The organism is Kitasatospora sp. NPDC098663, from assembly GCF_044760075.1.
GTDB lineage: Bacteria > Actinomycetota > Actinomycetes > Streptomycetales > Streptomycetaceae > Kitasatospora.
The window spans coordinates 129,546-154,137 of record NZ_JBIWAP010000012.1; the positions used below are offsets into that span (position 1 = coordinate 129,546).

Genomic DNA, 24,592 nt, shown 5'->3' on the forward strand with positions numbered 1-24,592 from the left:
GCCACCGATGGTTCCACGCCCGCGCACGCGGACGCATCAGGGTGTGCCCCTGACCCCTTCTCAGGGACAAGTCAGGGTCCGGGCAGGGCTCGCACCGGTTGGGCCGGCCCGGGGCAGCCGGGAGGATGGTGCCCATGACCGACGACCACCGCATCCAGGAGACCGGGCCCACCGCCCCGCCGGAACCGGACCGCCCCCCGCTGACCAGGACCGAGCACCACCGCGTGGTGGCAGGCGTCTGCGGCGGCCTCGGGCGGCACCTGGACATCGACCCGGTGGTCTTCCGGGTGGTCACCGTGGTGCTCTGCCTCTCCGGCGGCCTCGGGCTGTTCCTGTACGGCCTGGCCTGGCTGATCGTCCCCACCGAGCCGGTGCCGGACGGCCGGGGCGGCACCCGGCACGGGCGCACCGAACTCCAGCGGGTGCTCACCGGCCGGGTGGACGGCCAGTCGGTCGGCGCGGTGCTGCTGGCCGTGATCGGCACCGGGGTGTTCTTCTCCTCGATGGGCCAGGACGACCAGCTGTTCCCGCTGCTGCTGCTCGCCGGCCTGGTCTTCCTGGCGGTGCGCTACGACCCGGACCGCCGCCGCGGCCGGCGGCGCCGGCGCCGCGGCGGCCCGTACGACCGCCACTACCCCGACGGGGACCAGTACGGCCCGTACCCGTGGTCCGGGCCGGAGGACGACGAGGCCGCCCGCGCCCGGCACGCGGCCGAGCGCGCCGCCGGAACGGTGCCCGCCGACTCCCCCGCCCCGGGCCCGACCGGCTACCTGTGGGACCCGCGCCACCCCGAGCGCAACCCGTACGGCGCCGGCCCCACCCCGCCGTTCGGCACCCCGGTGCCGCCGGCCGGCGGCCCGGCCCAGCCCTGGTGGCAGCGCGCCGACCTGCCCGCAGGCGACCCGCTGCGCAAGGACGGCCCGCCCGGCCGGCCCCGGCCCGCCGCCGTCCGGCACCCCCGGGAGCGGTCCGCGCTCGGCTTCTTCGGCCTGCTGCTGGCGATCGGCGCGGGTGCCGCGGTCTGGTCCGTCTCGGCCGGCCACACCGACGCCACCGTGCTGAGCGCGACCGTACTGGCCACCGCGCTGCTGGTGATCGGCCTGACGCTGCTGCTCGGCGCGAAGTTCGGCCGGGCCCGCAAGCTCGCGGTGACGGGCCTGCTGCTCACCCTGGCGCTGGTCTTCGTCGGCCACTCCCCGAACTCCATGCGCAACGCCGTCGGCCAGCGCGACTTCACCGTCGTCACCTCGGCCGAGCTCCACCCCCGGTACTCCCTGGGGGCCGGCCAGCTCCGGCTGGACCTGAGCAGGCTCGACCCGGCCGGGAGCACCCTCACCAGCAAGGTCGAACTCGGCGCCGGCGAGCTGACCGTCATCCTGCCGCCGGACGTGACGGTGAACCTGGTGGCCCAGGTGGGCCTCGGCGACGTCTCCACCCCCGGTGAGCGCAACAACGGCACCGGCCGCCACACCTACCTGCTGTCACCCGGCAGCGGCCATCCGTCCAAGGGCACATTCGATCTCGAACTCGCGGTCGGGATCGGCAACATCAAGGTGGTCCAGCAGTGAGGAAGCACCGGCTCGACCTGTTCTCGCTGATCGCGGGGGCGCTGTTCAGCACGATCGCGGTGGTCTACCTGGTCGCGGCGCTCAACGACCAGGCGGTGAACGGCCGGGTCGTCATCCCGGTCACCTTCATCGTGCTCGGCCTCGGCGGCCTGGCCGGCGCGGTCGCGGCGGTCGCCCGGCGCGGCCGCACCGACCACCGGGACTGACCCCTGGAAACCGCCCTGGCCCGAGACCGGGCTCAGCTCCGCAGCGGCCCGAGGTTCAGCTTGTCGCCGTCCTGGGTGACGGTGTACTTCGGCAGCGGCTTGACCGCCGGCCCGTTGACCACCGCGCCGGTCGCGGCGTCGAACCGGGAACCGTGGCAGGGGCAGTACAGCTGGCCGTTCTTCGGGGCGTCGACCGCGCAGCCGGAGTGGGTGCACACCGCGGACAGGCCGCAGTACTGGCCCGCCTTGGGCTGCACGATGTAGACGGCGTCCCCGGTGGCCGGGTCCTTGACCTGGGCCGAGCCGCCGACCGGCACGCTCGCGGCGGCCACCGAGGGGGCCGGTCCGGACTGCGCCGGGGTGGTGGCCGGGGCCGCGGACTGCTGGGGCGCGGAGTGCTTGGCCCGGCCGAAGGTGCGGGTGAGCGAGCCGGTGAGCAGTCCGGCGCCGCCGATCGCGACGGCGGCGATCCCGCCGTCCACCAGCGCCCGGCGCCTGACGCGGTCCTCGCCCAGTCCGCGCCCCCGGTCCCGGCCGGCCCGCCGGGCGAGGTAGCCGTCCACCGACAGGTCCGGGGTGCCGGCCAGCAGCAGCGGCGTCCAGGCCATCAGGTAGCCGAGGTCGTTGCCCAGGTAGTAGGGCGAGACGCTCCAGCTGATGGACAGCCAGAGGCTGAGGTTGATCAGCGCGCCGCCGAGCGCCGCGACCCGGCCCCAGAGGCCGAGCAGGGTGCCGAGGCCGACCGCCAGCTCACCGAAGGCGACGGCGAGCGCGAACAGGGTGGGCGCGTCCAGGGCGGCGCCGAGCAGGAAGGAGATCGGGCTGCCGCCCCTGGCCGCCTGGGCCTGCGAGACGAACGACGCCGGGTCGGCCGCCCCGGCCAGGTAGTGCGCGTCGGACAGTTTGTCGAGGGCGGCGTACACGAAGGTGACGCCGAGGAAGAGCCGCAGCGGCAGCAGCGCGTACCGGGACGCGGACGCCCTCCACTGCGCCGCCCGGTCGGCCAGGCCGGCCGCTCCCCCCTCGCCCGCTTCCCCGTCACCCGCCACGGAGTTGCCAGCCTCCGACATCGCTCACACCTTCCCTCGCGGCCCGCCACTCCCTGACAGGTCCGGTCCGCATTCTGCCCGCTCCCGATCGCTTTCGGTGGGAGGTCCCCACCCGGGCGGCGACCGCCCCACCGCGAACGGCCGCGCCGCCGCTCCCTGGTACGGGAACGACGGCACGGCCGTTCAGCAGCGGCTCAGCGGCCGGCGGGAGGGGTCACTCCCACTCGATGGTGCCCGGCGGCTTGCTGGTGACGTCGACGACGACGCGGTTCACATCGCGGACCTCGTTGGTGATCCGGGTGGAGATCTTGGCCAGCACGTCGTACGGCAGGCGCGACCAGTCCGCGGTCATGGCGTCCTCGGACGAGACCGGGCGCAGCACGATCGGGTGACCATAGGTGCGGCCGTCGCCCTGCACGCCCACGCTGCGCACGTCGGCGAGCAGCACGACCGGGCACTGCCAGATCTCGCGGTCCAGGCCGGCCGCGGTCAGCTCCTCGCGGGCGATCGCGTCGGCGTCGCGGAGCAGGTCCAGCCGCTCCTGGGTGACCTCGCCGACGATCCGGATGCCCAGGCCCGGGCCCGGGAACGGCTGGCGCTGGACGATCTCCTCCGGCAGGCCGAGCTCCTGGCCGACCATCCGGACCTCGTCCTTGAACAGCTTGCGCAGCGGCTCGACCAGCTGGAACTGGAGGTCCTCGGGCAGGCCGCCGACGTTGTGGTGGGACTTGATGTTGGCGGTGCCGGTGCCGCCGCCGGACTCCACCACGTCCGGGTACAGGGTGCCCTGGACCAGGAAGTCGACCGACTCGCCGTGCTCGCCGGCCTCGGCGACGATCTCGGCCTGGGCCTGCTCGAAGACCCGGATGAACTCCCGGCCGATGATCTTGCGCTTCTCCTCGGGGTCGGTGACCCCCTTCAGCGCGTTCAGGAAGCGCTCCGCGGCGTCGACGACCTTCAGCTGCACGCCGGTGGCCGCGACGAAGTCCTTCTCGACCTGCTCGGTCTCGCCCTTGCGCATCAGGCCGTGGTCGACGTACACGCAGGTCAGCTTGGAGCCGATGGCCTTGTTGACCAGGGCCGCCGCGACCGCGGAGTCCACGCCGCCGGAGAGGCCGCAGATCGCGCGCTTCTCACCGACCTGGGCGCGGATCAGCGCGACCTGCTCCTCGACCACGCTGCCGGTGGTCCAGGTCGGGGCGATGCCGGCGCCGCGGTAGAGGAAGTGCTCCAGGATCTGCTGGCCGTGGTCGGAGTGCAGCACCTCGGGGTGGTACTGGACGCCGTAGAGGCGGGCCTCGTCGTTCTCGAAGGCCGCGACCGGGACCACCGCGGTGGACGCGGTGACGGTGAAGCCCTCCGGGGCGGCGGAGCAGGCGTCGCCGTGCGACATCCACACCGAGTGCTCCGCCGGAACGCCCTCGAACAGGGTGGAGCCGGTGCGGCTGACGGTCAGCGGGGTGCGGCCGTACTCGCGGGCGCCGGTGTTGTCGACCGTGCCACCGAGGGTCTTGGCCATCAGCTGGAAGCCGTAGCACATGCCGAAGACCGGGACCCCGGCCTCGAAGATCGCGCGGTCGAGCTGCGGCGCACCCTCTTCGTAGACCGACGACGGACCGCCGGAGAGGATGATCGCCTTCGGGTTCTTGGCGAGCATCTCGGCGACCGGCATGCTGCTCGGCACGATCTCGCTGTAGACCCGCGCCTCACGCACCCGACGGGCGATGAGCTGGGCGTACTGGGCGCCGAAGTCGACCACCAGGACGGTGTCGTTGTCCGGCGCGGACTGGACGGGAATTGCAGAGGACACAGACGGCCTTCCGGCAGCGGTACGAGAGGTGTCACACCGAACCGCTTCCCCGGCGGGGGCCGCGGCGGCGACGGGTGGGGGTGTCTGGACACCGATTCTACCGGGCTGTCCGGTTTCACTCGTCTGCCCGTCCAAACGACCGTGACCGGACGGGGCCGCCTTTCGTTGCTTCAGACGACCGTACGACCGCGCCGCGCCCGCCAGACGCGCCGCCTTCGCCCCGGCCAGGGGCGCCGCCGTACGGACTGCAGGACCACGCGTGGAGCTTCATCCCAGTCCACCGGCGCATGTGGCACCGCCGCCCCGGCCCCGCCGGGAGCGCGGTGCCGTGGGACCGTGCGCGGGTGCCGCGGCCGGACAGCAGGGGACAGCGACCCCGGCCGCGACTGGACCGAGAGGTGGGGCGGCCGGTCCCCGGGGACGCCCGGGCCGGTCGTCGCACCCCCCGCCGCGAGCCGGGCACACCCGGGCGCACACCCTTTCCCGTCCCGCGCCGCTACGCGCGTCCCCGTGCGCCGCAGCCACCCACACCGCTACGCACCGTGATCATCGACGCCTCGCGTCGACACCTGCCCGCAACCGCCCGACGGGGCGGAACGGGGCCCGCGCCCATGCCCGGCCCACACCGGGGAGTCGGCACCCGCACCAAATGCGCTGGGCCGAACTATGCCGAATCGGTTGCAGAGCAAGCCCTTCGTCCAGCACGATGCTGCGTGGAAGCGGTTCTCCCGGCGGCCGGCAGGCTCACCGCGGAGACCCCGACCGCTGCCGCCGCACTGGGCGACAGCCCCGTACGCCACCTCACGCTCCGTGAGCGAAGGCCCGGCGCAGACCTGCGCGCCGACCTGCCGCACCGCGAGCGTGCGCGCCCCGCGCCACCGGCCACCCACGCCGGCCCGCGACGGCGCGGTCCCTGAGCCGACCGACCCGACGGCGCCCCTCCCCCGGCGCCGTCACCCCCAGCACCGGCGCAGCCCTGACGCCGCGTGCTGAGCGACAAAGGGCCCCGTTCCCCCGCGGGGCCCTTTGCCCTGTCCGGGCCGCTCACGGCTGCCCGGCTCAGGACTGCCCGGCTCAGGGCTGCTTGCGCCAGACGCTCGGATCGACCGGCTCCTCGGTCGGCGCCCCGGGCGGAGGCACCAGCGGCACGTCGTCCGAGCCGACCACGTCGCCCACCCCCGCCCCGGAGGCGTACGGCTGCGGCTCCGGCCCGGCCTCGTACGGCGCCCCCGGCGACGGCACCGCACCGTACGGGGGCGCGCCGTAGGCGTCCTCGCGGGCCACCGCGCCCCGGCCGCGGACGGCCGCCAGCAGCGGCGGCACCAGCAGCGCGCCGATCGCCGCCCAGACCAGGTCGGCCACCAGCACGCTGGCGAAGCCCAGGTCGATCGAGGTGTCCCGGGACAGCGCGGTCCGGTTCGCGAAGGTGTCCCACCCCGCGACCGCCGAGGGCGTCGAGGTCGTCATCAGCGCGCCGCCCACCGCCATCAGCGCGGTGAGCGCCACGGCGTGGACGGCCGCCAGCCGGAGCCGGTCGGCCGCGTCCAGCCGCCGCCGGTACGCCGACCAGCCGAGGACGCCCGCCGTGGCGAGGGCCAGCAGGCCGGTCCAGCGCCAGTCGGCGGTCTGGCCGTGCAGGTCGAAGAAGGAGAGCTCCATGCTGTCGGGGGTGTCCTGCCAGGCGCCGCCGATCGCGACCGCGGCGTCGCTCGCCCCGCCGCTCGCCCCGCTGAACGCCTGCAAGGTCGCCCCCGAGCCCAGGCCGAGCAGGCCCAGGCCGAGGTTGGGCAGGAAGGCCGCCGAGACCGGGGTCTGCCAGCCCTCGTCGCTGTTGACGGCGACCAGCACGAAGCCCGTCACCGAGGCCAGGCCCAGTGACAGTGCCAGCGCGCGACCGGCCGTGAGCGCGGCGACCGCCCAGCCGCGCACCGCCCGGCTGCGCCAGGCGGCCCAGCGCAGCGCGTCGGTGCCGTGGACGGCGAAGGCCGTCAGCGCGGCGAGCAGGGCGGTCCAGCCGACCGCCTCCGGCCAGCCGGAGTCCACGGTGTACGTCACCCCGAGGGCGCGGCCGACGAGGCCGGTGCGCTGCGGCTCCCAGGACGCCCCGCCGGCCAACCCGAGCAGCGCGGTCACCGCCGCCAGGACCACCGCGGTGCGCAGCGCCTCGCCCGCGGCCTGGGCCCGGGTGAGCTGGAGGCCGGCGGCCCGGCGGCGGCGCGCCGCGGTCCGCAGGCCGAGCCAGAGCGCCAGCGCCCACAGCACGGTGACCGTCAGCGGCACCGCCCGGAGCAGCGCGTCCATGCCCTGCGCGTCGCCGCGTCGCAGCGCGCTGGTGTACCCGAGCTTGAACGGCGCGCCGAGCGCGCTCAACGCCATCGACAGGGCGGCGCCGAAGCGCTCGCCGAACCCGGGCGCCCGGACCAGGTAGGCGTACCGGTAGTCGCTCGGGACCGCCACGATCAGCGCCGCCAGCAGCAGCACGGCGGTCGGGGCGGCGGCGACCAGGAGCGCCGGGCGCCAGTCCGCGCCGAGCAGCCGGCTCAGCACGGACGGCCGACCGGCCCGCGGGTCGTGCGGCCGCCCGGCGCCCCAACTGCCCAGCGTGGGCGGCCCGGCGGGCTGCGGGTGGCCCGGGCCGTACCCGGGCGGCGGACCGTAGCCGGGCGGCGGACCGTAGCCGGGCGGCGGAGGCGGGTACCCGGGCGCGGCGGACGGCGGACCGTACGCCGGCGGAGGCGGTACGGCGGGCGGAACGGCAGGCGGTACGACGGGAGGTACCGCGGGCATGGCGGCCGTCGGCGGGGGCGGCGTCAGCGGCCGCCCGCACGAGACGCACGCGGACGCCCCTTCCACCGATGCCGCGCCGCACGATGCGCAGATGGCCATGGACCGGTTTCCCCCCGCTCGACGAGTTCCTGGTCCCCCAGAAAGCCCGTTTATCCCATCGGATCCGAACGCATGTCAACCGGGTACCGAGCCGGGCGGGTTGGCCCGTCCAGGCCTGCTCAGCCCCGCTTCTTCGGGACCTCCGGGACGGGCAGCAGCGGAAGCCGGAGCGCGCCGAACGCGTCCTGCGGGACGGCCGGCCGGGCCGGCGCCACCGGGGCGACCCGCCGGTAGGCCTCGTCCTGGGCCGGGCGGCGGTCCGCCTCGCCCTTGTTGGGCCACATCGACATGGCGCGCTCGGCCTGCGCGGTGATGGTCAGCGAGGGGTTCACCCCGAGGTTGGCGGAGACGGCCGCGCCGTCGACCACGCTGATCCCCGGGTGGCCGTAGAGCCGGTGGTAGGGGTCGACCACGCCGGTCTCGGGGGCGTCGCCGATCGGGCAGCCGCCGAGGAAGTGGGCGGTCATCGGGATGTCGAAGATCTCGCCGGCGCTGCTGCCCGCGAAGCCGTTGATCTGCTCGGCCAGCGCCTGGGCGCCCTGCTCGGCGGCCGGGATCCAGGTCGGGTTGGGGGCGCCGTGGCCCTGGGCGGAGGTGAGCCGGCTCTTGCCGAGCAGGTCCTTCTTCAGCGAGACGGTGATCGAGTTGTCCAGCGACTGCATCACCAGGCCGATGATCGTCTTCTCGGACCAGCGGTGCTGGTTCATCGAGCGGGCGAAGGTCACCGGGTGGCGCACCGACCCGCCCAGGTAGCGCAGCCAGCGCGGGGCCCGTCCGCCGCCCTTGACCTGGGCTATCGACAGCGCGCCCATCGCGTTGGAGCCCTTGCCGTAGCGGACCGGCTCGATGTGGGTGCTGGCGTCCGGGTGGATCGAGGAGGTGATCGCCACGCCCTTGGTGAAGTCCACCCGGCTGCCGTAGCGCCGGTCGGTGGTCTGCGCGCCCACCAGCGCCTCGGAGTTGGTGCGGGTCAGCTCGCCGAGCCGGGCGGAGATCCGGGGCAGGTGCCCCCCGTCACGCATCCGGTGCAGCAGCGACTGGGTGCCGTACGTCCCGGCCGCGACCACCACCCGGGCGGCGGTGATGGTCCGCGCGCCCGCCTTCACCCGGTCGGTGCGGGAGCGGGAGTCGGTCCGGCGCACGTCCACCGCGTAGCCGCGGCTCCCGTCGGCGCCGGGGAGCTCCCGAATCCGCGCCACCGTGGTGAGCGGGTGGATCTCGGCACCGCCCCGCTCGGCCAGGTGCAGGTAGTTCTCGGTGAGCATGTTCTTGGCCCCGTGCCGGCAGCCGGTCATGCACTCACCGCACTCCACGCAGGCCTTGCGGGCCGGCCCGGCACCGCCGAAGTACGGGTCGGCGACCTCGTCCCCGGGCGCCGCCTCGGCCCTGCCGCCGCCGTCCTGGCCGTCCCCGAAGAAGACCCCGACCGGCGCCATGTGGAAGGTGTCGCCCACCCCCATCTGCTCGGCGGCGGCCTTGAGGTGCACGTCGGAGGGGGTGACGGTCGGGTTGAGCCGGACCCCGAGCATCCGCTGCGCCTGGTCGTAGAACGGCGCCAACTCCTCCTGCCAGTCGGTGATGTGGCGCCACTGGCGGTCCTCGAAGAAGGCCTTCGGCGGCACGTACAGGGTGTTGGCGTAGTTCAGCGAGCCGCCGCCGACCCCGGCGCCGGCCAGGATCAGCACGTTGGCCAGCAGGTGGATCCGCTGGATGCCGTAGAGGCCGAGCTTCGGCGCCCACAGGTAGTTCGGCAGGTCCCAGGAGTTCCTGGGCAGTTCGTCCCGCTCGAAGCGCCGGCCGGCCTCCAGGACGGCGACCCGGTAGCCCTTCTCGGTCAGCCGCAGCGCGGCGACCGAACCACCGAAGCCGGAGCCGACCACGACCACGTCGTAGTCGAACTCCGCCGCACCGCCGGACTCCACCATCTGCCACTGCTCCTTCGGGACGCGAACCTGACTGCGGGACGGGCGAACCTGACTGCGGGACGGAACCCGACCGCGGGACAGCCGGATCGGACGGGCCGGGACGGCTACTTGAACCGCAGCGCCTTCAGCACCCGCAGCCCGCCGGTCATCACCGCGGCGAACTGCCGGTCGTCCAGCCCGAACGAGGGCGCGATCGGCATCAGCCGCTGGGTCGCGACGGTCTGCGCCTCGGTGAAGCGCAGGATGCCCTCGGCGCCGTGGCGGCGGCCGAGCCCGGAGTCGCCCATGCCGCCCATCGGCGAGCCGATCGAGCCGTACGCGGCCGCGTAGGCTTCGTTGACGTTGACCGTGCCGGTGCGCAGCCGGGCCCCGACCGCCCGGCCGCGCCGGGTGTCCCTGGTCCAGACGCTGGAGTTCAGGCCGTACGGCGTGGAGTTGGCGGCGGCCACCGCCTCGTCGTCGGTGTCGAAGCGGTAGACGGAGACGACCGGGCCGAAGGTCTCCTCGCCGCAGACCGCCATGTCCGGGGTCACCCCGTCGAGGATGGTCGGCTCGAAGAAGTACGGGCCGAGGTCGGGCCGGGCCCGGCCGCCGGCCAGCACGGTGGCGCCCGCCTTGACCGCCTCCTCCACGTGCCGGGTGGTGGTCTCCAGCTGGCGGACGGAGACCAGCGAGCCCATGTCGGCGCCGTAGGCGAGGCCGCCGCCGAGGCGCAGCGCCCGGGTGCGGGCGGCGAAGCGCTCCAGGAAGTCGTCGGCCACCGAGCGGTGCACCAGCAGCCGCTCGATCGAGATGCACAGCTGCCCGGCGGAGGAGAAGCAGGCCCGCACGGCGCCCGCGGCGGCCCGGTCGAGGTCGGCGTCGGAGAGGACCAGCATGGCGTTCTTGCCGCCGAGTTCGAGCGAGGCGCCGACCAGCCGGGCGGCGGCGCGCTGGGCGACCTCCCGGCCGGTGCGGGTGGAGCCGGTGAACGAGACGTAGTCGGCGTGCTCCACCACGGCGGGGCCGATCACCGGGCCGTCGCCGATCACGACCTGCCACAGGTCGGCGGGCAGCCCGGCCTCGATCAGCAGCTCGCGGGCCCACAGCGCGGTCAGCGCGGTCTGCGTGTCCGGCTTGTTGACCACGGCGTTGCCGGCCGCGAAGGCGGGCAGGACGTCGCCGACGGACAGCTCCAGCGGGTAGTTCCAGGGCGAGATGTGGCCGATCACGCCCTTGGGCCGACGGGCCTCGACCGCGTGGGTGAGCACCGGCAGCGCCCCGCCGCGCCGCTTGTCCCGGAGGTAGCCGTGCGCGGCCCGCCCGTAGTGCCGGGCGGCCATGGCGGCGGCCAGCACCTCCTCGAAGGCGTGCAGCCGGGCCTTGCCGGTCTCGGCCTGGACGAGGTCCAGCACTTCGTCCTGCCGCTTGAGCAGCAGGTCGTGGAAGCGCAGCAGGACGGCCGCGCGGCGGCGCACCGGCAGCGCGGCCCAGGCCGTCTGGGCGCGGCGGGCCAGCTCGAAGGCGACCTCGACGTCGGCCGGGGTGGACTGCGGCAGGCTCGCCAGCCGCTCGCCGGTCAGCGGGGCGACGGTCTCCACCAGGCTGGGCTCGCCGGTGGCGGTGACGCCGGCGGCCAGCCGGGCGACCAGGGACGGCGGGACGGCCGCCGCGACGGTCCGGCCCCCGCCGGGGGCGGGCGGGTTCCCGGTCGCGGGGTGTTCGGTGGCCGCTGCGCCTGCTGTGAGGTCCGACATACGGCGCAGCCTAGGCGCTCGGCGGCCGGTCCGGTACCCGTCGGTAACAAGAATCTGCCGCGGCCGGGTGGAGCGGGCACCCCCCGGTCAGCGGGTCGGCGCGAAGTAGTGCAGCACCGCGTTGAAGCGCTGCTCCGCCTCGTTCCACTCGTTGCCCCGGTCCGGGCTGGACGAGTAGATCGCGTAGCTGGTGCCGTCGTCGTCGATGAACTCGGCCTCGACCGCCCGGCGCCGGCCGCCCTCCTTGGCGAGGTAGCTGAACTCCCAGACGGCCGCCTCGTGGCCGTTCACCGCGACGCCGGTCATCTTGTGCTGCTTGTAGTCCTTCAGGTTCTTGGAGACGGTGGCCTCCATCTGCCGCAGGTGGTCCAGCGGCTTGACCGACTGGCCGACGGTGACCGCGAACTGCAGGTAGTGCACCTTGTTGTCGGGGCTGTAGTAGACCTGGTTGTCGGGCGTGGCGCTGCGCTGCCAGGCCGGGCTGCCCGAGGGAAGCGGGAAGCGGAAGCCGGCCGGGTCGTCGACCCAGTGGTAGCCGCTGGGCGCCGCCGGCCCCGGGCTGGCGTCACCGCTGGGGTCCGGGCTGGTGGAGGCGGTCGGTACGGGCTCGTCGACCGTGGAGGCGGCGGCGTGCCCGGTGGTGGTGTTCCGGGTGGCGAGGAAGGTCGCGCCGGCCGCCAGCAGGCCGACGGCCACCGCGATCACGACGATCTTCAGGGTGCTGCGGCGCTTGGCCGGCCCGCGCGCGGGCGTGACGGGGTGCGCCACCGGCGCGACCTCGGCGGTGAGCGCCCCCGCCTCGTCGGCCACGCCCCCGGTGGTGTCCGGAACGGCCGCCGGGCGCACCCCGGTCGGCTCCTCGGCCTCCTCCACCGTCGTCCCCGGCGCGGCCACCTCCGCGTGGTCCTCCTCCGTCGCCGGGCGCTCGCTGCGGTCCACCAGCGGCACCGACCGGGTGGGCGAGCGCAGCGGCGCCACCGACTTCAGGCCGATGGTGTGCCCGGCCTTCACCTCGTCCAGCATCCGGGCGGCCTCGTCCGCGTTCGGTCGCTCGGCCGGGTCCTTGGCCATCAGCGCGGCCAGGACCGGGCCCAGCGGCCCGGCCCGGAGCGGCTCCGGCAGCGGCTCGCCCACCACGGCGGCCAGCGTGGTGATCGGCGAGGTCCGGCGGAACGGCGACTGGCCCTCCACCGCGGCGTACAGCGTCGCCCCGAGGCCCCACAGGTCGGAGGCCGGCCCGGGCCGCTCGCCCTGGGCGAGCTCCGGCGCCAGGTAGTCCGGCGAGCCGACCAGGTCGCCCGGCCGGGTCAGTTCGGCCGAACCCTCGTACGTCGCGATGCCGAAGTCCAGCAGCACCACCCGCCCGGTGCCGCGCTCCAGCAGCACGTTGGCCGGCTTCACGTCGCGGTGCAGGACGCCGAGTTGGTGGCCGCGGTGCAGTGCGGCGAGCACCTGGCTGCCGACCTCGGCGACAGCGCGCGGCTGCAGGGTGCCGTCCTGGCTGATCACGTCGGCCAGCGAGCGGCCGTCCACCAGCTCCATGACGATCCACGGCCGGCCGTCCTGCTCCAGCACGTCGTGCACCGTGATCACGCCGGGGTGCTTGATCCGGGCGGCCGCGCTGGCCTCCCGCTTCATCCGGGCGTGCAGGATCTGCAGCTCGTCCTCGGGCAGGTGGTTGACGGTCAGTTCCTTGACCGCGACCTCGCGGTTCAGCATCCGGTCCCAGGCCCGCCAGACGGTCCCCATCCCACCGCGGCCGAGCCGGTCGCCCAGCTCGTACCGCCCGGCCAGCAGCCGCTCCGTCTCGGCCGTCTCCGGCCGGTCCTGCACGCCCATCGGCGACCACTCCCCCTCACATCCGTCTGCCGTCACAGCGACGGAGGGCCTGGTGCAGACCACTGTTCGAACAAATCCCACGCACACATTAGGCGCACCTTGCCAGCCCCGGTAATCACGCTCACCCGTCGGACCGACGGCCCGGGGCGCTGCGGGGCCGTCAGCCTGCGAACAGCACCACCGCGGTCACTCCCAGCACCAGCAGCAGGAACACGCCCCCGACCAGCAGCGGGCCGAGCAGCGCCGGAGGTATCCGCGGCGGCCTCGCCTCGTCCGGCCGCCCGGCGCCCACCCCGGCGCCCACCTCGACGTTCGCGCCCACGACGGCCTCCGGCCGCCCCCGTCCACCACCCCGCCCGCGTCGGCGCCGCACCAGCGGGGCCTCCGGTCTCAGCACCAGCGCCCGCGCCGTCTCCTCGACCGGCTCCGGCGCGCCCGCCAGCAGCGCCGCCAGCTCCCGGCGGACCTCCTCGGCGGTCGGCCGCAGCGAGGGGTCGGGCTGCAGCAGCCGCTCGACCAGTGGCGCCAGCGGCCCGCAGACCGCTGCGGGCTCCCGCCGCCCCTCCCGGACCGCCGACACCAGCTCCGGCACGCCGCCGTCCGGGAACGGCGAGCGGCCGGTGACCAGCCGCTGCACCAGCACCCCGAGCGCCCAGCAGTCGCCCGTCGGGCCGCCGTCCAGCGGCCAGCGCTCCGCCACCGGGCCGACCAGGGTGGCCCGCACGTCGTACCGGTGGCGCCCGCCCGGGCCGCCGAGGTCCTCGGCCAGCGCCTCCTGCGCCACTCCGGACAGCAGCCCGCCGAGCATCGCCGCGCCGTCCTCGCAGACCAGCACGGACTCGGGGGTCAGGTTCCCGTGGACGAGCCCGTCCTCGTGCAGCGCCCGCAGCGCGCCGGCCAGGTCCGCCGCCAGTTCGGCCGCCCGGTAGGGCGGCACCGGTCCGGCCGCCACCAGGTCCGCCAGCGTCATGGCGCCCGACCGCTCCTCCACCGTCCACAGCAGTTCGCCCTCGACGAAGGCGCCGAGCCCGCGCAGCAGCCGGGGGTGCCCGGTCGGCGCGGACGAGCCGACCGCCGCCACCCGGCGGACCAGTCGGTCGGCGTGCGCGGGCACCTCGCCTCCCAGGTCCTGACCGGTGGTCAGCAGTGCCGGCAGCTCCAGGGCGCGCAGCAGCACGGACTCCCCGGTGCGGTCGTCCACCGCCAGGGCCCGCAGGAGTTCGGGACGGTCCGTCAGCCGGTACCGCCCCGCCAGCAACTGCCCCGGGCCGCCTCGCATGCCAGTTCCTCTCGCTCACCGAGCAGCCTACTGAGCGGCTCCTTTACGCTCGGTCCCATGGACTGGACCGATCTGATCGACACCGCCTTCAAGGTGGCGGGAAACAACAGCCAAGCCCATCAGGCCGAGGCCGTGCGCACCGTGGAGGCGGCCGTCATCGACGGCGAGAATCCGGTCGCCTCGACGGCCGGGCGCCATCCCGACCACTTCCGCAAGGGCGTGCTCGTCCTCACCACCCACCGACTGCTCTTCCTCAAGGACGGTAAACCGCCGGTCCCGGTTCCGCTTACGGCGGTCACGGACGCGGTCGTGGCCCGGACCAAACTCAACGGCGACGTGCTCACCGTCGTCGCGCTGACCGGCTCCCACCGGTTCGAGGACGTGGGCAAGGCCGACGTCTTCGCCGAGCAGCTCCGGGAGGCCGCCCGGCTCGCCCGCAAAGCCGCGTCGGCCGCCGACCCGGCGGCCGACACCACCCCCGCCGACCTCAGCGCGGGCGACCAACTCCTCGGCCAGCTGGAGCGGTTGGCCGCCCTACACACCTCCGGCGCGCTCACCGACGAGGAGTTCACCCGGGCCAAGGCCCGCCTGATCGGCTAGGTCTCCGGCCGAGGTCAGGACCTACGGCGCGGGCTGGAAGGTGGCGAAGGCCGTGTCCCTGGCCTGGGAGTTGGCCGGGGCGCTCCAGTCCGCGTCCGGGGTGATCCAGTAGATCGCGTAGCCGTACTTGGCCGGGTTCCCGGTCACGAAGCCCCGGTTGAGCGAGTGCGTGCGCGGCGTGCCGCTGATCCACTCCCAGTCGGCCGCGTTGCTCCACTGCCGGTAGTTGACCGCGGCCAGGTTGACCCGCTGGTAGTTGGTGACCTTCGACCGCAGGCCCGGCTCGGACTCCTGCCAGTCGGCGACGGCGCTGGGGCCGGGAGTGGTGGTCCACTCGATGGTCAGGGTGCTGCCGTTGCCCTTGAAGATCCGGCGGACGCCCTCCGAACCGGCCGGCTGGAGCCAGTCCGGCAGGACGACCGAGAAGCCGGTCGGGTCCTTGTACTCGTGGTACCCGGCCGGCACGGCGGCCGCCGGCGGGGTCGGGGACGAGGGCGCGGGGGTGGTGGCGGGCGAGCCCGCGGCCGGCGGGTTCGCCGCCGAGGGGCCGGGCGTGTCGGCCGGCTTGTCGGGGGCCGGTGTGTCGGTGGCCGGCTTCTCCGGGGCGGGCTTGTCGGTGCCCGGCTCCGGCTCCACGGGCGGAACGGACGCGGCCTGGGTCCCGCTCGGCCCGGCCTCGGGGCCGGTCGAGACCGACGAGGTGGTGCCCGCGCCGTTCGCCGAGGCGTCGTCCCCGTTGCCGACGGCCTGGAGCACCGCGACCACCCCGGCGATCAGCAGCAGGACCAGCACCACGGTGACGACGGCCAGCCGCCGCCGTCCGTTGCGCGGGTCGGCACCGGCCGCCTGCGTGGCGCCCAGGGTCCACTCGCTGGTCACCGGCCGGATCGGATCGGCCGCCGGAGCCGAACCCGGCGTCGGGCCCGACGCCGCCTCCGAGGACGGCGAAGCGGGCTCGGACGCCGGCTCCGCGACGGGCTCCGCCGGGGCGGCGGGCTTCTCGTCCTTGGCCCGGCTGCCCACCCGGACCGTCCCCAGCAGCCCGCCGATGGACCGCTTGCGGCCCTCCTCGGCCTCGGCCGGGGCCTCCTCCGGCTCCGCCGCGGCGGCGACCGGCCGCTCGACCGGCAGCGCGTGCACGGTGGTCGACTCGGCCTTCGAGGTGGCCTCCGCGACGACCCGCTTCAGCATCGACCGGGTCTGCGAGGCGTCCAGCCGCTCGGCCGGGTCCTTGGCGAGCAGCCCCTCGATCACCGGCCGCAGCGCCCCGGCGTTCACCGGGGCGGTCAGCTCCTCGGTCATCACCGCGGTCAGGGTGGCCAGCGCCGAGCCCCGGTCGTACGGCGGCCGGCCCTCGACCATCGCGTACAGCGTGCCGCCCAGCGACCACAGGTCGGCCGGCGGCCCGGGCTTCTGCCCGCGGGCCCGCTCCGGGGATATGTACGAGGGCGCGCCGACCAGCATGCCGGTGGAGGTGACCGAGGCGTCGCCCTCCACGCTGGCGATGCCGAAGTCGGTGAGCACGACCCGGCCGTCGTCGCCGATCAGCACGTTGGACGGCTTGACGTCCCGGTGCAGGATGCCCAGCGCGTGCGCGGCGCTCAGCACGCCGAGCACGTCGAGCGCGATCTCGGCGGCCCGGGCGGGGGCCAGCGGCCCGTCCTCCCGGACGACGTCGGCCAGCGAGCGGGACTCGACCAGCTCCATGACGATCCACGGCCGGTCGTCCTCGTCGACCACGTCGAAGACGGTGACCGCCGAGTTGTGCCGGATCCGTGCGGTGGCCTTGGCCTCGCGCAGCGTCCGGACGATCAGCCGGTGCTTCTCCTCCTCCTCGACGCTGGCGTTCATCCGCAGTTCCTTGACCGCGACGGTCCGCCCCAGCATCTCGTCCTCGGCGCGCCAGACGGTGCCCATGCCGCCGCGCCCGAGCACGCCGTTCAGCCGGTAGCGGCCGGCCAGGAGGCGGCCGGTGGAACCCTGCGCCTGGGTCATTCGGAACGTTCCCCCATGTGCTGCTGGCGGTCGTGGTGACGGCGTGTCGGCCCGGCCTCAGGCCCGAACGCCCAAGTCTCCATCATCCCCTGTCCCCGGGGGCCGGGACCACCCGGCCCCCGCACCCGATCCGGGGCGGTCCGGATCGGGCTCGGCGCTCCGTGCCCGATCTGTGATCGAAAACTCGCCAAGATCCGGCCGGGGCGCTGCTACCGTTCGGCAGTTCATCGTCTTTCCGGGGGGATCCGACGCCCATGACCGCACCCGCACCGGGCACTGACGGCCAGTCGGGCCGGCCGCGCACCGCCCAGCACTACTCGGTCACACCCACCCTGGATTCCCCCGAGGGCTACGTCGCGCCCGGTATGCCCGGTGTCCCGGTGGCCGGATACGTCCCCGCCGTCCGCTCCCACCGGACGGGCCCGCGCCGCCGCACCACCCTGGCGGTCGTCCTCGCCGTCCTCGCCATGCTGCTCGGCGGCCTGGCCTACGGCTGCGCGCCGGCCCGGGCCGCGGACAGCCTCGGCTGGATGGCCATCGCCCTCGCCGCCCTGGTCGCCTTACCGCTCGGCCGGCTCGGCGGCCGCAGCCGGGTGCTACCGCTGCTCGGCGCGCTGCTCGCGGCCTGCGCGCTGCTGCTCGGCCAGCTGACCGGCCAGCTCCGCCGGGTGCACGCGGCCGGCCCCGGCCCGCGCGGCCTGCCGCACGACGCCCTGGCGCACTGGCGCGCCGAGCTGCGCGCGCTCGACCTCGCCTTCTACGGCATCGCCCTGGTCGGCGGCTTCCTCCTCACCCGCCGCACCGCCAACCGCGGCTGACTCCGGCCCGGACAGCCCGAGGCCCCCGCCGGCGGAACCGACGGGGGCCTTCACCAGGACGCGTCTCAGCGGTGGTTGAGAGCCGGGTTGACGGTCACCTCGACCCGCTGGAACTCCTTGAGCTCGGTGTAGCCGGTGGTGGCCATCGCGCGGCGCAGCGCACCGAACAGGTTCATGGTGCCGTCGGGGGTGTGCGAGGGGCCGGTCAGGATCTCCTCGGTGGTGCCGACCGTGCCGAGGTCCACCCGCTTGCCGCGCGGCAGCTCCTCGTGGACGGCCTCCATGCCCCAGTGGAAGCCCTTGCCGGGCGCGTCGGTGGCGCGGGCCAGCGCGGCACCGATCATCACCGCGTCGGCGCCGCAGGCGACGGCCTTCGGGATGTCGCCGCTGTAGCCGACGCCGCCGTCCGCGATCACGTGCACGTAGCGGCCGCCGGACTCGTCCATGTAGTCCCGGCGGGCGGCGGCCACGTCGGCGACGGCGGTGGCCATCGGCACCTGGATGCCGAGGACGCCCCGGGTGGTGTGGGCGGCGCCGCCGCCGAAGCCGACCAGCACGCCGGCCGCGCCGGTGCGCATCAGGTGCAGGGCCGCGGTGTACGTGGCGCAGCCGCCGACGATCACCGGGACGTCCAGCTCGTAGATGAACTGCTTGAGGTTGAGCGGCTCGGCGCCGCTGGACACGTGCTCGGCCGAGACGGTGGTGCCGCGGATGACGAAGACGTCGACGCCGGCGTCCACGACGGCCTTGGAGAACTCGGCGGTGCGCTGCGGCGAGAGCGCGGCGGCGGTGACCACGCCGGAGTCGCGGACCTCCTGGATCCGCTGCTTGATCAGCTCGGCGCGGATCGGCGCGGCGTAGATCTCCTGGAGGCGGCGGGTCGCGGCGGCCTCGTCGGTGATCGTGGCGATCTCGTCGAGCAGCGGCTGCGGGTCCTCGTAGCGGGTCCAGAGGCCTTCCAGGTTCAGCACGCCGAGGCCGCCGAGGCGGCCGATGGCGATGGCCTGCTGCGGCGAGACCACGCTGTCCATCGGGGCGGCCAGGAACGGCAGCTCGAAGCGGTAGGCGTCGATCTGCCAGGCGATCGAGACCTCCTTCGGGTCCCGGGTACGGCGGCTGGGGACGACGGCGATGTCGTCGAAGGAGTACGCCCGTCGGCCGCGCTTGCCTCGCCCGATCTCGATCTCAGTCACTTCGAGCCCTTCTGGTTTGTTGCTCATGCCCGCCGGGTCACCCCGGCCGCCCCCAGTATCCCGCACCCCGGTTGCCTCGCGCGCTCGCCTCCGGGGCGCGGGGTCCGCTCCGGAGGCCCGCCCCCGCTCCCGGGCGCGCCGAAGGGCCCGTCGCCGCGGCGACGGGCCCTCGGTGTCCGCGGACTCAGCGGTTGGAGTAGTTCGGCGCCTCGACGGTCATCTGGATGTCGTGCGGGTGGCTCTCCTTGAGGCCCGCCGAGGTGATCCGGACGAAGCGGCCCTTGCTCTCCATCTCGGCGATGGTGGCGGCGCCGACGTAGCCCATGGTCTGGCGCAGGCCGCCGACCAGCTGGTGCAGCACGGCCGAGAGCGGGCCGCGGTAGGGCACCTGGCCCTCGATGCCCTCGGGGACGAGCTTGTCGTCCGAGGCCACCTCGGCCTGGAAGTAGCGGTCCTTGGAGTACGAGCGGCCCTGGCCGCGGGACTGCATCGCGCCCAGCGAGCCCATGCCGCGGTAGGACTTGAACTGCTTGCCGTTGATGAACATCAGCTCACCCGGGGACTCCTCGCAGCCGGCCAGCAGCGAGCCCAGCATCACGGTGTCGGCGCCGGCGGCCAGCGCCTTGCCGATGTCGCCGGAGTACTGCAGGCCGCCGTCGCCGATGACCGGCACGCCGGCCGCCTGACAGGCCACCGCGGCCTCGTAGATGGCGGTGATCTGCGGGACGCCGATGCCGGCGACCACGCGGGTGGTGCAGATGGAGCCGGGGCCGACGCCGACCTTGACGCCGTCCACGCCGGCGTCGATCAGCGCCTGGGCGCCGTCACGGGTGGCCACGTTGCCGCCGACCACGTCGATCCCGACGGCCGACTTGATCTTGCCGATCCAGGCCAGCGCGTTGTGGCTGTGGCCGTGCGAGGTGTCCACGACCAGGAAGTCCGCGCCGGCCTCGACCAGGGCCTGGGCCCGGTCGAACGCCTCGGCGCTGGCACCGACGGCGGCACCGACCAGCAGACGGCCCTCGGCGTCCTTGGCGGCGTTCGGGTACTGCTCGGCCTTGACGAAGTCCTTGACGGTGATCAGGCCCTTGATCCGGCCCTCGTCGTCGACCAGCGGCAGCTTCTCGATCTTGTGGCGGCGCAGCAGCGCCATCGCGTCCACCCCGGAGATGCCGACCTTGCCGGTGATCAGCGGCATCGGGGTCATGATCTCGCGGACCTGGCGGCTGCGGTCCGACTCGAAGGCCATGTCCCGGTTGGTGACGATGCCGAGGAGCTTGCCGGCCTCGTCCGCGATCGGCACGCCGGAGATGCGGAACTTGGCGCACAGCGCGTCGGCCTCGGCCAGCGTGGTGTTCGGGCCGACCGTGATCGGGTCGGTGACCATGCCGGACTCGGAGCGCTTCACCAGGTCGACCTGGTTGGCCTGGTCCTCGACCGACAGGTTGCGGTGCAGCACGCCGACGCCGCCCTGGCGGGCCATCGAGATCGCCATCCGCGCCTCGGTGACCTTGTCCATCGCGGCGGAGAGCAGCGGGATGTTGACGCGCACGTTCCGGGAGACCCGCGAGGAGGTGTCGACCTGGTTCGGCAGCACCGCGGAGGCCCCGGGCAGCAGCAGGACGTCATCGAACGTGAGCCCGAGCATGGCGAACTTCTCGGGTACGCCTGCGGCGTTGTAAGACATTTGGGGGGTACCTTCCGTGGCCGGCCTATTCCGCTCACGCCCTGAGGGTGGGGCGCGTTCATCGCTCACTCGCAGCAGACCGCCGAAGCCGGGTGGTTTTGGAGGAACCTCCAGGGGAACCCCGCGCGCACCCGCGAAACTTTGGCAACCCGCCCAGGCGCCGATACCCCATGGTACTGGCACCGCGAATGTGTCCTCGTGTGCCCTTGACAACACCGGCCCCCCGTGGCTCATTCCGGCCGGTCAGGGCTTCAGGAGGACTCCTCCGCCAGTGCCCGCAGCCGGCTGAGCGCCCGGTGCTGCGCCACCCGGACGGCACCCGGGGACATCCCCAGCACCTCGCCGGTCTCCTCCGCCGAGAGCCCGGCGGCCACCCGCAGCAGCACCAGTTCGCGCTGACGGGCCGGCAGGTTGGAGAGCAGTTCCTTGGCCCAGGCCGCGTCGCTGCTCAGCAGCGCCTGCTCCTCCGGGCCGAGCGCCTCGTCCGGCACCTCCGGCAGGTCGTCCTGCGGGACGACCGTCGAGCCGGGCCCGCGCATCGCGGCCCGCTGCAGATCGGCGATCTTGTGCGCGGCGATGCCGTAGACGAAGGCCTCGAACGGCCGCCCCTGGTCCTTGTACCGGGGCAGCGCGCACAGCACCGCGACGCAGACCTCCTGCGCGACGTCGTCCACGTGGTGCCGGGCGCCGCCGGGCAGCCGGACCAGCCGGCCGCGGCAGTAGCGCAGCGCCAGCGGATGGACGTAGGCGAGCAGGGCGTCGATGGCCGGGCCCTCACCGCGGACGGCGGCCGCGACGAGCTCGCCCACCAACGGGGAGCCGCCCGCGCCGAGCACCGGCGGTCGACCGGGGCCGGGCACCGCACCGGGGCCGCCGGGGTCGGCGTACGACGGATCGCCACCCGGGCCGGAGGGCTCGGCCTCCACCGGGTCCGCCTGGCCGGCCGCACCGGCGACGTCGTCACGCATCGGTCCATGGTGCCTGGTCGCGCGGGAAAACGCGGCACCGCGTCCGGAGTTGTGCACCGGAACGTTATGCGCTGCGGCGCCGTACGGCGTGCCGCCGCGCACCACCGGCCCCTCGTGCACCGTGCCGCCTCCCGCCCCGCCGCCGTCGGTGGTCCCGTCCTTCGCGCCGTCCGCCGAATGTCCCGCGGCCGTGTGGTTCGCCGCAGTGCCTGTCCGCTGGTCCCCGAGGTGCTCCACTCCTCCATGGTGCAACCTCGGGACCGTAACGTCACACGCCCGGACGACGTCCGTCCCGGGAATCGCCGGCGGCGCGCCGCAGCCGGCGACGCCACCGGCGGTCAGCGGACCAGGCCCCAGCGGAAACCCAGCGCCACCGCGTGCGCGCGGTCGGAGGCCCCGAGCTTCTTGAACAGCCGTCGGGCGTGGGTCTTGACGGTGTCCTCGGACAGGAACAGCTCGCGGCCGATCTCGGCGTTGCTGCGACCGTGGCTCATGCCCTCCAGCACCTGGATCTCACGCGCCGTCAACGTGGGCGCCGCGCCCATGTCGGGGCTGCGCAGCCGGCGCGGGGCGAGCCGCCAGGTCGGGTCGGCGAGGGCCTGGGTGACGGTGGCCCGCAGTTCGGCGCGCGAGGCGTCCTTGTGCAGGTACCCGCGGGCGCCCGCGGCCACCGCGAGCGCGACCCCGTCGAGGTCCTCGGCGACGGTGAGCATGATGATCCGCGCGCCCGGATCGGCGGACAGCAGCCGCCGGACCGTCTCGACCCCGCCGAGGCCGGGCATCCGGACGTCCATCAGAACGAGATCGGAGCGGTCGGCCACCCAGCGGCGGAGGACCTCCTCCCCGTTCGTCGCGGTGGTGACCCGGTCCACACCGGGTACGGTCGCGACCGCGCGGCGAAGCGCCTCGCGGGCGAGCGGGGAATCGTCGCAAACGAGAACGGAAGTCATGACCGTCGTCCTCCGCAGCTGATCCGCGTCACGTTGAGCCTCCTGGCTGGTACGAACCTCTCCGACACGGCCGATCGGCGACGGACTCCGTGCTGATCGCCTCGAATTCCGCGCGATCGTTCCCGACGTCCGGCGCCCGCTAACCGCCTCCGCACTTCCAACGACCGTCACTCGAATGAGTTACGGCCTTCGGGGCCATCTCCACCACTGTACGTGGCCAACCCATTACCGATCAGCCGCATCGCGGTGCACACGCCGCACTTTTGCCCAGCTCGCGCGCGGTCGGCGCACGACCCGCACACCGGTGCGGAGTGTCGCGCGCCCGTCGGCCACCCGAATGCCACGCCCGCGCCCGCCGAACCCCTTGCCCACTTTGCCCGTTTTTATAGCTTTCGTATGGTCATTGACTGTTGTGCCACTCTGTGGGTGACTTGTCCATGGAGTTGCCGTAAGTCATATTTCCAGGTGTCCACACCAGTGCATCGACGCCCGCCGTGCCGCCCAGCAGCAGCCCGCTGAGCGCCGGCCCACGGCCGACGAGCCTCTGAAGGGAATGAGCCATGGCAGATTTCTCCCGCCTCCCAGGTCCCAACGCGGACCTCTGGGACTGGCAGCTCTCCGCAGCCTGCCGTGGCGTGGACAGTTCGCTCTTCTTCCACCCCGAGGGCGAACGCGGGGCCGCGCGCAGTTCGCGCGAGGCCAGTGCCAAGGAGGTCTGCATGCGCTGCCCGGTGATCACCGAGTGCGCGGCGCACGCGCTGGCGGTCCGCGAACCGTACGGCGTCTGGGGCGGGATGACCGAGGACGAGCGCGAGGAGATGCTGGGGCGTTCGCGGCACCGGCTGGTGGAGGTCCCGCTGACCCCGCCGGCGATCGCCCGGCGCTAGCCCCTCCTCCACGGCGCGCCGTGAAGAAACGTTTCCCCTGGGCATCCCGGGCTGTTCAAGCCCGGTCCAGAACGCTCAGGCCCCGGACGTCAGCGCCCGGCCGACCCCGACAGCCGCTCCAGCATCAGCGCCACGGCCGGCACCTCGGCCAGATCCGGCAGGGTCAGCGCGACCACCTGCCGCACCGCCGGCGCCCCCGCGGCCGTCCGCACCGGCACCGTCGACACCCCGTCCGGACGCACCGACTCCAGCGCCAGCCGGGGCAGCACCGCCACCCCCAGCCCGGCCGCCACCAGGCCGACCACCGCCGGATAGTCGTCGGTCGCGAAGTCGATCCGGGGCTCGAAGCCCGCCCCCGCGCACAGCTCCACCAGGTGCCCCCGGCACTGCGGGCAGCCCGCGATCCACTGCTCCCCCGCCAGCTCGGCCAGCTCCACCGGCCTGCCGCGCCCCGCCAGCCGGTGCGCGGCGGGCAGCAGGCCCACCAGCGGGTCGTCCAGCAGCGGGGTGACCACCAGATCGGACCAGTCGGAGCCGGCGCTCAGCTGCTGCGCCTCCAGGTTGGCCTCGGCCCGCGCCTCGCGCGGCGTCCCGTGCGCGGGCGCCGGCAGCGCGGCGCCGCCGTCGGACTGCGGGTAGCGGAAGGCCAGCGCGATCTCGCACTCGCCACCGCGCAGCATCGCCAGCGACTCCGGCGGCTCCGCCTCGACCAGCGACACGCGCACCCCCGGATGGCTGTCCCGCAGCCGGGCGACCGCGGGCGGCACCAGGGTGGAGCTCGCGGTCGGGAAGGAGACCAGCCGCACCCGCCCGGCCCGCAGCCCGGCGATCGCGGCGATCTCCTCCTCGGCGGCGGAGAGCCCGGCCAGGATCCCGGTGGCGTGCTTGAGCAGCACCCGCCCCGCCTCGCTGAGCTGCATGCCCCGGCCGGAGCGGACCACCAGTGGGGTGTCCACCGACTTCTCCAGGGCCTTCATCTGCTGGCTGATGGCGGGCTGCGTACAGCCCAGCTCGCGGGCGGCGGCGGAGAAGGAGCCGGTGCGGGCGACGGCACGCAGAACGCGCAGGTGACGGGCCTCGATCATGCCTCAGTTATAAGGCAATCTTTGCCAATGGCAAAATTCTGCTGATGATTGAAGCCTCAAACGCCGGACACGCCGGAGGCCCGGCCGCACCCCGAGGGGCGCGGACCGGGC

18 protein-coding genes and 1 pseudogene are annotated in these 24,592 nt (G+C 74.4%); 5 read left to right on the forward strand and 14 right to left on the reverse strand.

Annotation, left to right across the window (positions count from 1 at the left end; all coding sequences use genetic code 11):
• The first annotated feature begins 134 nt into the window (after positions 1–134).
• Positions 135–1,568 carry a PspC domain-containing protein gene (locus ACIQVZ_RS15845; protein ID WP_350877185.1) on the forward strand — a complete coding sequence of 478 codons (1,434 nt, stop codon included), beginning with the start codon at positions 135–137 and terminating at the stop codon, positions 1,566–1,568.
• On the forward strand, positions 1,565–1,774 hold the full coding sequence (locus tag ACIQVZ_RS15850) for a hypothetical protein (protein ID WP_350877183.1): 210 nt from the start codon (positions 1,565–1,567) through the stop codon (positions 1,772–1,774). Before ACIQVZ_RS15845 ends, ACIQVZ_RS15850 begins: the two co-directional genes overlap by 4 nt.
• Positions 1,775–1,806: 32 nt before the next feature.
• Here the strand turns inward: ACIQVZ_RS15850 and ACIQVZ_RS15855 are convergent, their stop codons facing one another.
• The 8 genes and pseudogenes from ACIQVZ_RS15855 to ACIQVZ_RS15890 all read right to left on the reverse strand — a co-directional run bounded on the left by ACIQVZ_RS15855 (position 1,807) and on the right by ACIQVZ_RS15890 (position 14,298).
• Positions 1,807–2,256 carry a Rieske 2Fe-2S domain-containing protein gene (locus tag ACIQVZ_RS15855; RefSeq protein ID WP_402450510.1) on the reverse strand — a complete coding sequence of 150 codons (450 nt, stop codon included), beginning with the start codon at positions 2,254–2,256 and terminating at the stop codon, positions 1,807–1,809.
• A gap of 48 nt (positions 2,257–2,304) precedes the next feature.
• A pseudogene (locus ACIQVZ_RS15860) lies at positions 2,305–2,844 on the reverse strand (DoxX family membrane protein); the annotation flags it as partial.
• A 193-nt stretch (positions 2,845–3,037) separates the two neighbouring features.
• Positions 3,038–4,633 (reverse strand): glutamine-hydrolyzing GMP synthase, encoded by a 1,596-nt coding sequence (gene guaA / locus ACIQVZ_RS15865; RefSeq protein WP_350877181.1) that lies wholly within the window; start codon positions 4,631–4,633, stop codon positions 3,038–3,040.
• A 1,074-nt stretch (positions 4,634–5,707) separates the two neighbouring features.
• The gene (locus ACIQVZ_RS15870; protein WP_402450442.1) at positions 5,708–7,180 is read right to left on the reverse strand and encodes a hypothetical protein; all 1,473 of its coding nucleotides are present in this window, start codon (positions 7,178–7,180) and stop codon (positions 5,708–5,710) included.
• Between the two features lie 458 nt (positions 7,181–7,638).
• Positions 7,639–9,444 (reverse strand): GMC oxidoreductase, encoded by a 1,806-nt coding sequence (locus ACIQVZ_RS15875; protein WP_402450443.1) that lies wholly within the window; start codon positions 9,442–9,444, stop codon positions 7,639–7,641.
• Positions 9,445–9,548: 104 nt separating this feature from the next.
• A complete protein-coding gene (locus ACIQVZ_RS15880) occupies positions 9,549–11,180 on the reverse strand; it encodes a succinic semialdehyde dehydrogenase (protein WP_350877175.1) in 1,632 nt (543 codons plus the stop codon).
• A gap of 87 nt (positions 11,181–11,267) precedes the next feature.
• Entirely contained in the window at positions 11,268–13,019 is a 1,752-nt protein-coding gene (locus ACIQVZ_RS15885) for a protein kinase (protein WP_402450445.1), read from the reverse strand.
• Between the two features lie 160 nt (positions 13,020–13,179).
• Positions 13,180–14,298 carry a protein kinase gene (locus tag ACIQVZ_RS15890; RefSeq protein ID WP_402450446.1) on the reverse strand — a complete coding sequence of 373 codons (1,119 nt, stop codon included), beginning with the start codon at positions 14,296–14,298 and terminating at the stop codon, positions 13,180–13,182.
• 57 nt (positions 14,299–14,355) lie between these two features.
• Here ACIQVZ_RS15890 and ACIQVZ_RS15895 point away from each other — a divergent pair, with 57 nt between their 5' ends.
• Complete coding sequence (locus ACIQVZ_RS15895; RefSeq protein ID WP_402450449.1) at positions 14,356–14,898, forward strand: SHOCT domain-containing protein; 543 nt, start codon at positions 14,356–14,358, stop codon at positions 14,896–14,898.
• 21 nt (positions 14,899–14,919) lie between these two features.
• Here ACIQVZ_RS15895 and ACIQVZ_RS15900 read toward each other — a convergent pair whose 3' ends face one another.
• Positions 14,920–16,893, reverse strand: a complete 1,974-nt coding sequence (locus tag ACIQVZ_RS15900; protein WP_402450452.1) for a protein kinase — start codon at positions 16,891–16,893, stop codon at positions 14,920–14,922.
• A 254-nt stretch (positions 16,894–17,147) separates the two neighbouring features.
• On the opposite strand from ACIQVZ_RS15900, the gene ACIQVZ_RS15905 reads away from it, so the two are divergent.
• Entirely contained in the window at positions 17,148–17,711 is a 564-nt protein-coding gene (locus ACIQVZ_RS15905; RefSeq protein ID WP_350877165.1) for a hypothetical protein, read from the forward strand.
• A gap of 65 nt (positions 17,712–17,776) precedes the next feature.
• Here the strand turns inward: ACIQVZ_RS15905 and ACIQVZ_RS15910 are convergent, their stop codons facing one another.
• The 4 genes from ACIQVZ_RS15910 to ACIQVZ_RS15925 all read right to left on the reverse strand — a co-directional run bounded on the left by ACIQVZ_RS15910 (position 17,777) and on the right by ACIQVZ_RS15925 (position 22,509).
• A complete protein-coding gene (locus ACIQVZ_RS15910) occupies positions 17,777–18,904 on the reverse strand; it encodes a GuaB3 family IMP dehydrogenase-related protein (protein ID WP_063348999.1) in 1,128 nt (375 codons plus the stop codon).
• Between the two features lie 184 nt (positions 18,905–19,088).
• Positions 19,089–20,591 (reverse strand): IMP dehydrogenase, encoded by a 1,503-nt coding sequence (gene guaB, locus ACIQVZ_RS15915; RefSeq protein ID WP_063348998.1) that lies wholly within the window; start codon positions 20,589–20,591, stop codon positions 19,089–19,091.
• A gap of 251 nt (positions 20,592–20,842) precedes the next feature.
• On the reverse strand, positions 20,843–21,559 hold the full coding sequence (shbA, locus tag ACIQVZ_RS15920; protein WP_079135824.1) for an RNA polymerase sigma factor ShbA: 717 nt from the start codon (positions 21,557–21,559) through the stop codon (positions 20,843–20,845).
• Between the two features lie 338 nt (positions 21,560–21,897).
• Entirely contained in the window at positions 21,898–22,509 is a 612-nt protein-coding gene (locus ACIQVZ_RS15925) for a response regulator transcription factor (RefSeq protein WP_014136228.1), read from the reverse strand.
• Between the two features lie 560 nt (positions 22,510–23,069).
• On the opposite strand from ACIQVZ_RS15925, the gene ACIQVZ_RS15930 reads away from it, so the two are divergent.
• Positions 23,070–23,396 (forward strand): WhiB family transcriptional regulator, encoded by a 327-nt coding sequence (locus ACIQVZ_RS15930; protein WP_063348997.1) that lies wholly within the window; start codon positions 23,070–23,072, stop codon positions 23,394–23,396.
• An 89-nt stretch (positions 23,397–23,485) separates the two neighbouring features.
• On the opposite strand, the gene ACIQVZ_RS15935 is transcribed toward ACIQVZ_RS15930, so the two are convergent.
• On the reverse strand, positions 23,486–24,481 hold the full coding sequence (locus ACIQVZ_RS15935; protein WP_402450458.1) for a LysR family transcriptional regulator: 996 nt from the start codon (positions 24,479–24,481) through the stop codon (positions 23,486–23,488).
• Between the last annotated feature and the right edge of the window lie 111 nt (positions 24,482–24,592).